12 protein-coding genes are annotated in these 14,341 nt (G+C 70.2%); all 12 read right to left on the reverse strand.

Annotation, left to right across the window (positions count from 1 at the left end; genetic code table 11):
* Nucleotides 1-21: 21 nt before the first annotated feature.
* The gene (locus V5F53_RS16140; RefSeq protein WP_393994846.1) at nucleotides 22-1,206 is read right to left on the reverse strand and encodes an acetyl-CoA C-acyltransferase family protein; all 1,185 of its coding nucleotides are present in this window, start codon (nucleotides 1,204-1,206) and stop codon (nucleotides 22-24) included.
* A 71-nt stretch (nucleotides 1,207-1,277) separates the two neighbouring features.
* Entirely contained in the window at nucleotides 1,278-2,354 is a 1,077-nt protein-coding gene (locus tag V5F53_RS16145) for a 3-hydroxyacyl-CoA dehydrogenase family protein (protein ID WP_393994845.1), read from the reverse strand.
* 272 nt (nucleotides 2,355-2,626) lie between these two features.
* Complete coding sequence (locus tag V5F53_RS16150) at nucleotides 2,627-3,637, reverse strand: phosphotransferase family protein (RefSeq protein WP_393994844.1); 1,011 nt, start codon at nucleotides 3,635-3,637, stop codon at nucleotides 2,627-2,629.
* Nucleotides 3,634-4,854: an acyl-CoA dehydrogenase family protein gene (locus tag V5F53_RS16155; protein WP_393994843.1), complete on the reverse strand. Its 1,221-nt coding sequence runs from the start codon at nucleotides 4,852-4,854 to the stop codon at nucleotides 3,634-3,636. Before V5F53_RS16155 ends, V5F53_RS16150 begins: the two co-directional genes overlap by 4 nt.
* A gap of 352 nt (nucleotides 4,855-5,206) precedes the next feature.
* Nucleotides 5,207-5,848, reverse strand: coding sequence for a CoA transferase subunit B (locus V5F53_RS16160; RefSeq protein WP_393994842.1), 642 nt, complete (start codon nucleotides 5,846-5,848; stop codon nucleotides 5,207-5,209).
* Nucleotides 5,848-6,564, reverse strand: coding sequence for a CoA transferase subunit A (locus V5F53_RS16165; protein WP_393994841.1), 717 nt, complete (start codon nucleotides 6,562-6,564; stop codon nucleotides 5,848-5,850). The genes V5F53_RS16160 and V5F53_RS16165 overlap by 1 nt, the downstream gene beginning before the upstream one ends.
* 635 nt (nucleotides 6,565-7,199) lie before the next feature.
* Nucleotides 7,200-8,777 (reverse strand): 2-isopropylmalate synthase, encoded by a 1,578-nt coding sequence (locus V5F53_RS16170; RefSeq protein ID WP_393994840.1) that lies wholly within the window; start codon nucleotides 8,775-8,777, stop codon nucleotides 7,200-7,202.
* Between the two features lie 406 nt (nucleotides 8,778-9,183).
* Nucleotides 9,184-10,125 (reverse strand): prephenate/arogenate dehydrogenase family protein, encoded by a 942-nt coding sequence (locus tag V5F53_RS16175; protein ID WP_393994839.1) that lies wholly within the window; start codon nucleotides 10,123-10,125, stop codon nucleotides 9,184-9,186.
* Nucleotides 10,122-11,252: a histidinol-phosphate transaminase gene (hisC, locus tag V5F53_RS16180; RefSeq protein WP_393994838.1), complete on the reverse strand. Its 1,131-nt coding sequence runs from the start codon at nucleotides 11,250-11,252 to the stop codon at nucleotides 10,122-10,124. Before hisC ends, V5F53_RS16175 begins: the two co-directional genes overlap by 4 nt.
* An 85-nt stretch (nucleotides 11,253-11,337) precedes the next feature.
* Nucleotides 11,338-12,174, reverse strand: a complete 837-nt coding sequence (locus V5F53_RS16185) for a chorismate mutase (protein ID WP_393994837.1) — start codon at nucleotides 12,172-12,174, stop codon at nucleotides 11,338-11,340.
* 187 nt (nucleotides 12,175-12,361) lie between these two features.
* Nucleotides 12,362-12,868, reverse strand: coding sequence for a hypothetical protein (locus tag V5F53_RS16190; protein ID WP_393994836.1), 507 nt, complete (start codon nucleotides 12,866-12,868; stop codon nucleotides 12,362-12,364).
* Nucleotides 12,869-12,968: 100 nt separating this feature from the next.
* Complete coding sequence (rlmN, locus tag V5F53_RS16195; RefSeq protein WP_393994835.1) at nucleotides 12,969-14,231, reverse strand: dual-specificity RNA methyltransferase RlmN; 1,263 nt, start codon at nucleotides 14,229-14,231, stop codon at nucleotides 12,969-12,971.
* Nucleotides 14,232-14,341: the final 110 nt, after the last annotated feature.

A 14,341-nucleotide genomic window follows, 5' to 3' on the forward strand; every position in this document is an offset into this window, starting at 1 on the left:
CCGGGCCTTCCGGGCTGGCTCTCAGACCCGCTCGACGATGGCGGCGATGCCCTGGCCGCCGCCGATACACATGGTGACGAGGCCATAGCGCTGGCCCGCGCGCTGCAGCTCATAGACCGCCTTGATGGCGAGGATGGCGCCCGAAGCCCCCACCGGATGGCCCAGCGCGATGGCGCCGCCGTTCGGGTTCACCTTGGCCGGATCGAAGCCGAGTGCCCGGCTGACGGCGCAGGACTGGGCGGCAAACGCCTCGTTGGACTCGATCAGGTCGATGTCGTCCAGCGTCAGGCCGGCCTTGGCGAGGGCGATCTTCACCGCCGGCACCGGGCCCATGCCCATCTCCGAGGGATCGACGCCCGCGAGCCCATAGGAGACCAGCCGCGCCAGGGGCTTCAGCCCCTTGGCCTTCACCGCCGCCCCGGTGGCGAGGATGACCATGCCGGCGCCGTCATTGATGCCCGAGGCGTTGCCCGCGGTCACCGTGCCGTCCTTCTTGAACACCGGCCGCAGCTTTTCGAGGTCCGCCGCGCTCACGTCACCGCGCACGTGCTCGTCGGTGTCGAACACCACCGTGCCCTTGCGGCTGGCGATCTCCACCGGGGCGATCTGGTCCTTGAAATGGCCGGCGGCGATGGCGGCGGCGGCGCGGCGATGGCTCTCCACCGCCGCCGCGTCCTGGTCGGCTCGCGAGATCTGGTAGCGCTCCGACACGTTCTCGGCGGTGACGCCCATGTGGCCGTGGCCGAACGGATCGGTGAGCACGCCCACCATCATGTCCACCGCCGAGGCCGAGCCCATGCGCTGGCCCCAGCGGGCGGCGGGCAGCAGGTAGCCGCCCCGGCTCATGCTTTCGGCGCCGCCGGCGAGGGCGATGTCGGCATCGCCCAGCTTCAGGATCTGGGTGGCGTTGACGATGGCCTGCAGGCCGGAGCCGCACAGGCGGTTGACGGTCAGCGCCGGGGTCTCCTTGGGCACGCCGGCCTCGATGGCCGCCACGCGCGAGATGTACATGTCGCGCGGCTCGGTGTGGATCACGTTGCCGACCACGGTGTGGCCCACGTCGGCGGCGGCGATGCCGGCCCGGGCGATGGCCGCCTTTGCGGCATGGGCGCCCAGCGCGGTGGGGGGAATGTCCTTCAGCGCCCCGCCGAAATCGCCGATGGGCGTGCGGGCGCCGGAAACGATGAACACTTCGGTCTCGCTCATGGGAATTCTCCTCCCGGAAACACAGGGACCGGGCCTTCTCGCCCGGTATCAGGACAGGGGCGCGACGCGGCTCAGGCGGCGGCGAGGGCAGGAATGGCCGGCACCGGATGACCGGCCCGGGCGCACAGCTCCCGGACCGCCGCCTCGACGCGCGCCGTGCCGTAGCGGCGGATGAGGGCGAACGGCCCTTCCTTGAACTTGAGCGCCAGAACCGCGCCCTGGTCCACGGCGGCGGGCGCGGCCACCTGCTCGGCGGCCAGTTCCAGCGCCGGCAGCACCAGCGCGCCCAGCAGGCGCGTTTCCACCGCGTCCAGGTCGGCGCCGGCCACGCGGGTGTCGAGCGCCCAATCGGTGCCCCGCTCTGCCTGCGCCGCCAGCAGGGCGCTGGTGGCATAGAAGGGCCCGAGGGCCTTGAGATGGGTCATGGCATGGGCCGACACCGCCGGGCGAATGAGGTTCATGACCGTGAACGGCCCCGCGGCGGCGCCGATGCGCTCCCGGGCCACCTGGTCCACGTCCGCCGTACCGGCAAGGCCGTCCTCGACGATGCGGGCGGCCTCATTGTAATAGGGGCAGAAGAAGCGGTTGATGGCGAAGCCCGGCCGGTCCCGGCACGGCAGCGGCGTGCGGCGGGTGGCCGCCAGGAAGGCCAGCGCGCGTTCGACCGTGGCATCCGAGGTCGCCTCGGAGCGCACCACCTCCACCAGGGGCGAGACTTCCGCCGGGCTGAAATAATGCAGGCCCAGGACCCGCGGCGCGAAGCCGAAGCCCTGCGACAGGTCGCCGACCTTCAGGGCGCTGGTGTTGGTGGCCAGGATGGCGGCCGGCGCCAGGTGCCCCTCGAGCGCGGCAAACAGCTCGCGTTTCACCGCGAGGTCCTCGAACACCGCCTCGATCACCACTCCGGCGGTTTCGACAGCGTCCAGCTCGGTGACGGGGCGCAGGCGCTCCAGCGCCGCGGCGGCATCGGCTTCGCCCATGCGACCGGACTTGGCCCAGCGGCCGTAGACGCCGGCAGCGCGCGCCCGCAGGGCGTCGCCTGCCTCGGGGCGGGCGTCATAAACCACCACCTCGATGCCGTGGCGGGCCGCGTCCAGGGCGATGCCGCCCCCCATGAGACCGGCCCCAATGACCGCCAACCGTTCCATGCGGCGCTTCCTCCTGTGCCGTTCCGCAAGATGCGCCCGCCGCCAGCCCCGCGCGAGGGCCCCTGGTGGCGGCAGCACCTTACATCAAACGTTTGTTTGGTTCCGTCTGCATACGCCTCCGCAGCGGGACAGACAATGCCCCGCGCGGCACGACCTGCGTCGTCCCATCCGCCCATCGCCCGCCCCACGGGGCCGCGCACGGCACGGGCCGCGCAGGCGCAGCCCCGTTCGTCTCCTGGGGCCGGCGCGGTCTGCCGGTCCCTTTGCCGCGATCAGCCCACCCCCGTCAGATCGGCCGCCCGCCGGGCGAAGGCGGCGGCCAGCCGGCCGGTCTCGGCGGCGCCGGCGGCGCTGGCGTTGCCCGCCTTGGCCCGGGCGGCGATGCCCTCGAAGATCACCGCCCAGCGGAACAGGGCGAAGGCCATGTGAAAATCGGTGAGCGCCTGCCCGTGACGCGCCACCGCGCCATAGGCCGCCACGAACGCCTCCCGACCCGGGATGCCCAGCGCGTCGAGATCGAGGCCGGCGATGCCGCCATACTCGTCGGGCCGCGACACCCAGGCCATGGCGCAATGGGCAAGGTCCGCCAGCGGATGGCCCAGGGTGGACAATTCCCAGTCCAGCACCGCCACCACCTCGGACCGGGTGGGATGGAACATGAGATTGCCGATGCGGTAGTCCCCATGCACCAGGCTAGTGGTGTCATCGGCGGGCACATGGGCGGGCAGCCATGCCACCAGGTGGTCGATATTGGCGTCGTCGCGGGTGCGTGACAGCTCCCATTGCCGGGTCCAGCGCCCGATCTGGCGCGCGTAATAATTGCCCGGCTTGCCGAAGTCGGACAGCCCCACCGCCGCCACGTCCACATTGTGGAGCGCCGCCAAAGTCTTCGCCATGGCGGCGTACATGGCGGCCCGCTCCTGCGGCGGCACCCCGGGCAAGGTGCAGTCGTGGAACACCCGGCCGTCCACCTTCTCCATCACGTAGAACGGCGTGCCGATCACCGTGCGCTCGGCGCAATAGGCGAGCGCCGGCGGCACCGGAACATCCGTGCCGGCGAGGGCGCGGATGATGCGGAACTCACGGTCGATGGCATGGGCGGAGGGCAGCAATTCGCCCGGCGGCTGCTTGCGCACCACCAGGGCCCGCCCGTCGTAATCGACGAAGAACGTGGGGTTGGACTGCCCCCCGGCGATGGCTGTCAGGCGCGGCACGCCGGTGAGCCCGGCCACATGGGCCTTCAGATAGGCGTCGAGCGCGTCGACATCGAACCCGACGCTCATGCCACGCCCCCTGTCGCCACCGGCCACCGCCAGAAGTCGCCCTGCTCCTTGTCCAGGAAGCGGTTCAGCACCATCTGGTGCACCTCGTCGGCGCCGTCCACCAGCCGCGCCTGGCGGGCATAGCGGTAGATCCACTCCAGCACCGTGTCCTTGGAATAGCCGCGCGCGCCATTGATCTGGATGGCGGTGTCGACGGCGTGGTGCAGGGTGTTGGCGGCCTGGATCTTGGCCATGGACACCTCCTTGCGGGCGAGGCCGCCGCGATCCAGCTCCCACGCCGCCCGCATCACCAGAAGATGGCCGATCTCGATCTCCATGGCGAGGCGGCCCAACATGAGCTGCACGCTCTCCCGGTCCGCCAGCCGCACGCCGAAGCCGTGGCGCTGGGCGGCATAGTCGCGGGCGATCTCCACGCAGCGGGCGGCCAGGCCCAGCCAGCGCATGCAGTGGGTGAGACGGGCCGGGCCAAGGCGGATCTGCGTCACCTTCAGCCCCTTGCCCACCCCCAGCAGAATGTCTTCGGGCGGAATCTCCAGGCCGTCGAATTCCAGCTCGCAATGGCCGCCATGCTCCTCCGGCCCCATGATGGGAATGCGGCGCAGGATGCGCCAGCCCGGCGCATCGCGATGGAAGGCGAAGGCGGTCAACCCGGTGCGCGGATCATCGGACGTGCGGGCGATGACGGTGAAGTGCGCCGCCTCCTCCGCCCCGGTGATGAACCATTTGCGGCCATAGAGGCGATAGGCGCCGCTGGGCTGCGCCTCGGCGCGGGTGAGCATCATGCCCGGATCGGAGCCGCCGCCGGGGTGCGGCTCGGTCATGGCGAAGGCGGAACGCACCTTGCCCTCGACGATGGGGGCGAGCCAGCGCGCCTTCTGGTCGGCCGTGCCCACCGCCTCGAACATCATCATGTTGCCGTCGTCGGGCGCGGCGGAATTGAACACCACAGGGCCGAAGATGGAGCGGTTCATCTGCGGATAGCACACCGCCATGCCGACCCGGCCGACCCCCAGCCCGCCGGTCTCCGGCTTCAGCTGCAGGCACCACAGGCCGGCGGCCCGCGCCTTCGCCCGCAATTCGCCCAGCAGGTCAGCGCGGATGTTCTCGTGGGCGTCATAGGCTTCGGGATCCGCCTCGTGGGGCAGGATCTCCTCGGCCACGAAGGCGGCGATGCGCTGGCGCAGCGCCTCCAGCTCGGGAGAGATGGCGAAATCCATGGGCGTTTCTCCGCGATCGACCGGGACGGCGGGCCCGCCTCCGGCAGGCGCCGCACGAACGCCCCGGAACGCGGGAACATCTTGCGGCGCAACAATACTCGCCCAAAAAACCGAGCGAGCGCTCGTTTTTTATAGAAGCCGGAGGTCCGGCGCAAGTGGGCATCCGGCCGGCCCCGCCCGCAGCCTGCGGCCATCGCCCCGGTGCTCGACCGCTGCCGGGCGGGTTTCGCTCAATCGCCGCGCGGACGTGGCCGGCGGCCGCACCCAAAAGACAACGGGCGGAACGGCTTCCGCCGTCCCGCCCGCAGTCATGATCGCCCGCGGCCACCGCGCCTGCGCGGCCGCGGCCCGCTCACAGGCCCACCTCGAACCTGGCGGCGGTCTTGGCCTTCACCTCGTCGAGGCTCACGCCCGGCGCCAGTTCCTTCAGCACCAGGGCGCCGCCGCGCGTGGTGAACTCGAACACCGCAAGGTCGGTGATGACGAAGTCGGTCACATGAGTGCCGGTGAGGGGAAGCGTGCACCGCTCCACCAGCTTCGGCGCGCCGGATTTCTCCACGTGCTCCATGAGCACGATCACTTCCTTGGCGCCGGCCACCAGATCCATGGCGCCGCCCATGCCCTTCACCATCTTGCCCGGCACCATCCAGTTGGCGATGTCGCCGTGCTCGGACACCTGCATGGAGCCGAGGATGGACAGGTCCATGTGGCCGCCGCGGATCATGGCGAACGAATCGGCGCTGGAGAAATAGGCGGTCTCCGGCACCTCGGTCACGGTCTGCTTGCCGGCGTTGATGAGGTCGGCATCCTCTTCGCCCTCATAGGGGAAGGGGCCGATGCCGAGCATGCCGTTCTCGCTCTGGAAGGTCACGGTCATGCCCGGGGGCAGAGCGTTGGCCACCAGGGTGGGGATGCCGATGCCGAGGTTCACATAGAAGCCGTCGCGGATCTGCTGGGCGGCGCGGGCCGCCATCTGCTCACGGGTCCAGGCCATCACTTCACCTCTTCAGAGCGCTTGCGGGTGGTCACCTTCTCGATCCGCTTCTCGGCGTCCTTGCTGACGATGATGCGGTCCACATAGATGCCCGGAGTGTGGATGTGATCGGGATCGAGCGCGCCGACCTCGACCACCTCCTCCACCTCGGCCACCGTGATCTTGCCGGCGGTGGCCATCATCGGGTTAAAGTTGCGGGCGGTCTTGCGGTAGACGAGGTTGCCGGCGGTGTCGGCCTTCCAGGCCTTGACGATGGACAGGTCCGCGTGCAGCGCGGTTTCCAGCACATAGTGCTGGCCATCGAACTCGGCGGTGGGCTTGCCCTCGGCGATGATCGTGCCGTAGCCGGTCTTGGTGTAGAAGGCCGGAATGCCGGCGCCGCCGGCGCGGATGCGCTCGGCGAGCGTGCCCTGGGGGTTGAACTCCAGCTCCAGCGCGCCCTCGATGTAGAGCTTCTCGAACAGCTTGTTCTCGCCCACGTAGGACGAGACCATCTTCTTGATCTGGTCGTTGGCCAGCAGGATGCCGAGGCCGAAGTCGTCCACGCCGCAATTGTTCGAGATCACGGTGAGGTGCCTGGGACCGAGGTCGCGAATGGCGGCGATGAGGTTCTCCGGGATACCGCAGAGCCCGAAGCCGCCGGCCATGATGGTGATGCCGTCGGCGACGATGCCGTCGAGCGCACTTTTCGCGTCGGCGAAAACCTTGTTACGCATGGATGAAGTCCCTCCGTGGAGCCGGACCGTCCCCCGATCTGTTCGGCGGCCTCGCCGGCGAAGGCAACCGTGATCCGCTTCATCTCTCTCGCGACATGAACGGGCGCTCCCTGGAACCCGGGCCCGAGGACACGGCGTGGCTCTCGACGATCACCGGGAAAGGACCTCTGGGCCCCATGCGGGCGGCGCCCGCTCGCCGTGGCGAATGGCGGCGGTCTCGGTGTGTCGTAATGCGCGTTGCCGATCATGCCAAGGGGTTGGCGAACGTCTTCACGCCGGAAGTGGGAAAAGCCGGCCGCCGCGCGAAAATGCTGCATTGCGAAGGGAAAGCGGGAGACGGCCTGTCCGCGCAATCGGGCGTCCGCGCCCGCCCAAGTCGCGCGCTCAAGTCGCGCAGAAGGTGGCGCGCCCAAGTCGCGCGGACGGCGGCGGGAAAGGCGGCGTCGCAAAGGAGCGGCAAGGGGCGCGGAAAGGGGCGCGGAAGGGGGCGCAGCGGGCGGAGTGGACAGGTCGCGCGGCGGGTCGCGGCGCGCGGCGCAGGGACGGCCACGGACCGGGACGGGCGGCGCCGGCATTCCAAACCAAACGCCCGGCCGAAGCCGGGCGTGTCGATGTGGGTGAAACGCGATCGCCGCTCAGCCGACGGCGGTCTGGGGGTTCACGCTCTGGCGCTTCAGCTGCAGCTTGTTGAGCGCGGTCACATAGGCCCGGGCGGAGGCCACCAGGGTGTCGGGATCGGCGGCACGGGCGGTCACCACCTTGCCGTTCTCCTCCAGGCGCACCGAGACTTCCGCCTGGGCGTCGGTGCCCTCGGTCACCGCATGCACCTGGTAGAGCTCCAGCTTCGCGGTGTGCGGCACCAGCGCCTTGATGGCGTTGAAGGTGGCGTCCACCGGCCCGTTGCCCTCGGCCTCCTCGGTCTTCACCACGCCGTCCACGTCGAGCTTCATGGTGGCGCGCTGCGGGCCATGGGTGCCGGCGATGATCGACAGGGAGATGAGCTTCACGCGGTCGTTGGCGACGGTGATGCCCTCGTCGACCAGCGCCTCGATATCCTCGTCATAGACCACCTTCTTGCGGTCGGCGAGGTCCTTGAAGCGGGCGAAAGCGTCGTTGAGGGCGTTCTCGCCCAGTTCGTAGCCCATGGCCTTGAGCTTGTCGCGGAACGCCGCGCGGCCGGAATGCTTGCCCATCACCAGCGAGGTCTTGGAGACGCCGACGCTTTCCGGGGTCATGATCTCATAGGTCTGGGTGTGCTTGAGCATGCCGTCCTGGTGGATGCCGCTTTCATGCGCGAAAGCGTTCCGGCCGACGATGGCCTTGTTGTACTGCACCGGGAACGAGGTCACCGCCGACACCAGCTTCGAGGCGCGGGTGAGCATGCGGGTGTTGATGCCGGTGCGGTAGGGCAGCACGTCGGAGCGGGTATCGATGGCCATCACCACCTCCTCCAGCGCCGCGTTGCCGGCCCGTTCGCCGATGCCGTTCACGGTGCACTCCACCTGCCGCGCGCCGCCGGCGAGCCCGGCCAGGGAATTGGCTACCGCCATGCCGAGGTCGTTGTGGCAATGGACCGAGAACACCGCCTTGTCCGAATTCGGCACCCGTTCGATCACGGTGCGGAACAGCGCCTGGTATTCGGCCGGCGTGGTGTAGCCCACGGTGTCGGGAATGTTGATGGTGGTGGCGCCAGCGTCGATGGCGGCCTCCACGCAGCGGCAGAGGAAATCGATCTCGGTGCGGGTGCCATCCTCCGACGACCACTCCACGTCGTCCACGTGGTTGCGGGCGCGGGAAACCGACGCCACGATCATCTCCAGCACCTGGTGCGGCTCCTTCTGGAGCTTGTACTTCATGTGCACCGGGGAGGTGGAGAGGAAGGTATGGATGCGCGCCTTGCCGGCATGCCTCACGGCCTCGGCGCAGCGGTCGATGTCGTTGAGGGCGGCGCGGGAGAGGCCGCAGATGGTGGCGCGCTTGGACCGGCGGGCGATCTCCGCCACGCTCTCGAAATCGCCGATGGAGGCGATGGGAAAGCCGGCCTCGATCACGTCGACGCCCATGTCGTCGAGCAACTCGGCCACCACCAGCTTCTCCTCGAAGGTCATGGACGCGCCGGGGCACTGCTCGCCATCGCGCAAGGTGGTGTCGAAAATGATGACCCGGTCCTTCTCCGAGGCGGAAGCGGACGAAGCGGCGGGGGTATCGGTCATCGGAACGGTCCTTCTCGCAGTCCGGCGGGCGCCAGCTCCGTCAAGGGAGCGCTCTCGTGGTGGAGCATGGGCGCGGCATGTGCCGGATCATAAGCCGAAACAGGCGCCGGGTCTTCTCCCGGCGGCGGATCAGGTCCCCTGAGCGCCCAGGCATGGCCCGGCCGGCCCTCAGGGGCGGCTAAGGAGAAGAAGCGCGCGCAGAATCAGAGCGTTGCCCGGAACCGTCAGGGTCCGGGGTGCGGAGGCGGCGATCTTGGTCGTGCGGGACGACACGGGCTCAGCTCTCGGCGGTTGCGCTCAGGAGCGGCTGTGATACCCGAGCCGCGCGTACGCTGCAAGGGGGGTGGCGCAACGGATTGCCGCAAGGCATTGCCGCACCGGTGCGACGGCACCCCGCCGCGCCGCCTCAGCTCTGCTCGTGCCGGGGCTTTTCCGCCGCGCGCCGGCCGAAGTCCGGCGCTGCCGTCTCCTGGCCCTGCTCGATGATGGAGCGGCGGATGGCGCGGGTGCGGGTGAAATGCGCGAACAGCGTGTCGCCGTCGCCATAGCGGATGGCCCGCTGCAGGGCGGTGAGGTCCTCGGTGAAGCGGCCCAGCATCTCCAGCACCGCGTCGCGATTGTAGAGGAACACGTCGCGCCACATGGTGGGGTCGGAGGCGGCGATGCGGGTGAAGTCGCGGAAGCCGCCGGCGGAGAACTTGATGACCTCCGACGCCAGCGTCTCCTCCAGCTCCGCCGCCGTGCCGACGATGTTGTAGGCGATGAGGTGCGGCACATGGGAGGTGATGGCCAGCACCAGGTCGTGATGCTGGGCGCTCATGAACTCCACGTTCGCGCCCATGCCGCGCCACAGCGCGGCGAGCCTCTCCACCGCCTCCGGGTCGGCGCCCTCGGGCGGGGTGACGATGCACCAGCGGTTCTCGAACAGGCTGGCGAAGCCGGCGTCGGGGCCGGAAAACTCGGTGCCCGCCACCGGATGGGCCGGCACCAGGTGAGCATGCGGCGGCACATGGGGCGCCATGGCCTCCAGCACCGCGCCCTTGACCGAGCCCACGTCGGACAGGATGGCGCCGGGCTTCAGCTGCGGCCCCACCTCGCACGCCACCGCGCGGGAGGCCCCCACCGGCACGCAGACGACGACGATGTCGGCGTCGCGCGCCGCTTCCGCCGCCGTCGCCGCCACCCCGTGGGCGAAGCCCAGCTCGGCCACCCGGCGCCGCACGCCCGCGTCACGGTCGGCCACCACCAGGGTGCGGGCAAGGCCCTTCTCGCGCACCGCGCGGGCGATGGACGAGCCGATCAGCCCCGCGCCGATCACCGCGACCCGGTTCGCGACCACCCCGCTCACGCCGGCTTTCCTTCAAGAAAATCCTTCAGCGCCGCCACCACCAGAAGGTTCGCCTCTTCCGAGCCCACCGTCATGCGCAGCGCGTCCGGCAGGCCATAGGAGGCGACCGAGCGCAGGATCAGGCCGCGCCGGGTCAGGAAGGCGTCGGCCTCCCTGGCGGTGCGGCCCGCCTCGGGCGGGAAATGGATGAGCAGGAAATTCGCCACCGAGGGCGTCACATGCAGGCCCAGCGCGTCGATCTCGCGGGTGAGCCACGGCAGCCACTGGGCATTGTGGGCCACCGCCTTCTCCACATGGGCGGCATCCTGGATGGCGGCGGCGCCGGCCAGCAGCGCCGGCGTGTTCATGTTGAACGGGCCGCGCACCCGGTTGAGGGCGTCGATGATGTGAGCCGGGCCGATGGCCCAGCCGATGCGCAGGGCGGCGAGCCCGTGGATCTTGGAGAAGGTGCGGGTCATCAGCACATTCTCGGCCGACAGCGCCAGTTCCAGCCCGGTCTCGTAATCGTTGCGGCGGACATATTCCGCATAGGCCGCGTCCAGCACCAGCAGCACCGAGGGCGGCAGCGCCGCATGCAGGCGCTTGACCTCGCTGAGGGGAATATAAGTGCCGGTGGGATTGTTCGGATTGGCCACGAACACCACGCGGGTGCGCGGCGTCACCTTGGCGAGGATCGCGTCCACGTCGGTGGTGAGATTGGTCTCGCGCGCCACCACCGGCACGCCGCCGGCGGCGAGGGTGGCGATGCGGTAGACCAGAAAGCCATGCTCGGAGAACACCACCTCGTCCCCCGGCCCGACGAACGTGTGGGTCACGAGGTTCAGCAACTCGTCGGAGCCGGCGCCGCAGATGATGCGGTCGGCATCCAGCCCCTGCGCCCGGGCGATGGCCTCGCGCAGCACATGGGCGGCCCCGTCCGGATAGTCCTGCAGGTTGCGCCCGGCCTCGGCGAAGGCGGCCACCGCCTTCTCGCTGGGCCCCAGCGGCGTCTCGTTGGACGAGAGCTTGTAGACCTTCTCCACCCCCGGCGCGTGGCTCTTGCCCGGCACATAGGCCTGGATTTCGAGCACGCCCGGACGCGGCACCGGACGGGAGGCAGGGGCGGTTTCTTGCAGCTCGGCGGACATCGAAGGCAACTCCAGCACACGCACGGCCCGCGGGCCGGCCGGCTCCCCGCCCCGATGGCGGCGAGAGCCGATTCATTTTCTCACGTCAAGATTGCACTTTGTGGATGGCGGCGTGACTGCCCACCTCGCGCACGCCGCGCACCCCGGCGCCGGCGCCCTCCAGGGCCGCCACCACCTCGGCGATGGCATGGCCGGGCGGCAGCGACACCAGCAGCGCCGCCCCGTCGAGCGCCGCGTCGGGGGCGATCAGGGTTTCGGCGAAGGCCGGCAGGGCATGGCCGGCGCGGGCGCTCCAGCCGGACACGTGCAGGGAATAGACCCGCACCTCGGTCACGGCGGCATCGGGAATGGGATGGGAGATCACGAACACCGGCAGGCCGGCGGGGTGGTCGGCCCGGTCCACAAACGGCAGGCGGGCGATGATCTTGGGCGCCCCCTCGGCCTCAAGCGCCGTCCACCACGGGGTCGGCCCCACCGCGGCCGGCAGCAGGCCAAGGTCGCCCCTGGAGGCGGCGACCGCATCGATCACGCCGCTGGCCCCCATGTGGGGCACGAACGGAACGGTGAAGCCGAAATGGAACCGGGCGCTGTCGCGCATGGCCGGCTCGCCCACCGCCAGGTCGGCATGGACCGCATAGGGCGCCTGCACATAGGTGAAGGTGGCGATGATGACGCGCCAGATGCTCTCCACCGTATCGAGCGGCAGCAGGCCTTCATGGCGTTCCACCAGCCGGCGCATCATGTCGGCCTCGCGGGCCGGGCGGAAGGCGGACCCGCCCTCGGTGCCCTGGGTGCGCTTGACCTGCACCAGGCGATCGATGATGGCGCTGCGCTCCATCAGCAGGCGGTGCATGCCGGCGTCGATGCGATCGATCTCGACGCGCAGGTCGGCGAGGGAGGGGGATGCGGAAGGCTGTGTCATGATCGGGCCGGCTCGCGGGGAGGCTTAACGGGAACGGCGGCGAGAATCAAAGAATTGTTGGAGACCGCCGTTCCCGGCGGGAGGCGCCGCCCCCGCCGGGAACGGACCGCAGGGACATGCCACGATCCGGCGCGAATGGCCACGTCCCTTCGCCCACACGCCGACGAGGAGCTGAGACGCGCTCCGTTCAGGGCGCGCCGGGGGGCGGCGCGGGGGGCGCGGAAGCCGCGCGGGCAGCCGGCGGGCGCAGCACCGGCTTGAAGAATCCGGCCGACGCGCCGGCCACCAGCCAATAGGCCAGCCCCGCCGCCAGTCCGGCGGCGATCACATAGAACGGCGCGTGCGCCACCCGGTTCACCGCCGGGTCGGAGACGAACAGCTGGGCGCCGATCCAGGCCGAGACCACGCCATTTGCGGCGTGGAACATCCAGGAGCGCACCGCGAACAGTTCCGAGAACAGGATGCCCACCGCCGCCACCAGCCACATGGAGGAGACCAGCAGCACCAGCAGCACGCCGCTGGCCATCACCGCGATGACGACGCCGAGCGCCGCCTCGTCCGGCTGCGGGGTGTCGAACAGGGTGCCGATGCGCCACTCGCCCACCAGGATCACCGCCGCTCCGGCCGCCACCGCGACGAGATAGCCGAGCGGCACCAGGATCAGGCGCAGAAGGAAACGGACGAAGGAATCCATGGAAATCCTGACGCGGTGGCGGGCCGGATGGCGGCCATCCGGCACCGCCGGTGGTCCGGCGCGGCGCGATCTTGGCCGCCGCGCCAGGGCGGTGGCGGGCCTATTCCGCCGCTTCCGAGGCGGCCGCCATGGCGCGCCAGGCGAGGCGCTCACGGGCGGAGAGCTTCTCGCTCTCGCTCTTCAGCTGCCCGCAGGCGGCGAGGATATCGCGCCCGCGCGGGGTGCGCACCGGGCTCGCGTAGCCGGCGCGGAACACGATGTCGGAGAAGCGCTCGATCGTATCCCAGTCCGAGCATTCATACTGGGTGCCCGGCCAGGGGTTGAAGGGAATGAGGTTGATCTTCGCCGGCACCCCCTCCAGCAGCTTCACCAGAGCGCGGGCGTCGGCCGGGGAATCGTTCACGCCCTTCAGCATCACGTATTCGAAGGTGATGCGCTTCGCGTTGGAGGCGGCCGGATAGCTGCGGCACGCGTCCATCAGCTGCTTGATGGGATATTTCTTGTTGATGGGCACCAGCACGTCGCGCAGGTCGTCGCGCACCGCGTGCAGCGAGATGGCCAGCATGGGGCCCACCTCCGCGCCCAGCCGCTCGATCTCCGGCACCACGCCCGAGGTGGACACGGTGATGCGCCGCTTGCCGAGGCCCAGGCCGTCGCCGTCGGACAGGATCTCGATGGCTTCCTTGACGCTGTCGAAGGCGTACAGCGGCTCGCCCATGCCCATGAAGACGATGTTGGTGACGAGGCGGTCGCCCTCGGTGGGCAGGCCCGGCCCCACCGCGCGGTCACGGCCGGGATAGTCGCCCAGCCGGTCGCGGGCCACCATCACCTGGGCCACGATCTCGGCGGCGGTGAGGTTGCGCACCAGCCGCTGGGTGCCGGTGTGGCAGAAGGAGCAGTTGAGGGTGCAGCCCACCTGGCTCGACACGCACAGGGTGCCGCGGTCGCTCTCGGGGATGTACACGGTCTCGATGTCGTGGGGCTTCTCGCCGGGATGGTCGGCGGGGAAGCGCAGCAGCCATTTGCGGGTGCCATCCTGCGACACCTGCTCGGCCACGATCTGCGGCCGCGCCAGTGTGTAGCGCGCGGCGAGGCGGGCGCGCAGATGCTTGGAGACGTTGGTCATCTCCTCGAACCCGAAGGCACCGCGCAGGTAGATCCAGTGCCAGAGCTGGTTCACCCGCATGCGCCGCTCGCGATCCGGCACGCCGATGGCGGCGAGCGCGAGCCCGAGCTTCTCCCGGTCCAGGCCGACCAGGGACGACAACGCCGCCGCGGGCGCGGGGGCGCCCGCCTCGGACGGCGGGAGAACGGGGGCGTCGGCGGCGGCCGCGACGGGGGCGGGTTCGAAAGCGCTGGTCATGACGTCACACATAAGCCTTCCCGCCGCGCCTTTCCACAGGCACGGCGGGCTTCGCCACGCCTTCAAGCCGGAGACGGGGGCGCGGACCGGCGCCCTCCTCGCCGGGCCCG

Source organism: Xanthobacter cornucopiae, from assembly GCF_043195065.2.
Taxonomy (GTDB): domain Bacteria; phylum Pseudomonadota; class Alphaproteobacteria; order Rhizobiales; family Xanthobacteraceae; genus Xanthobacter.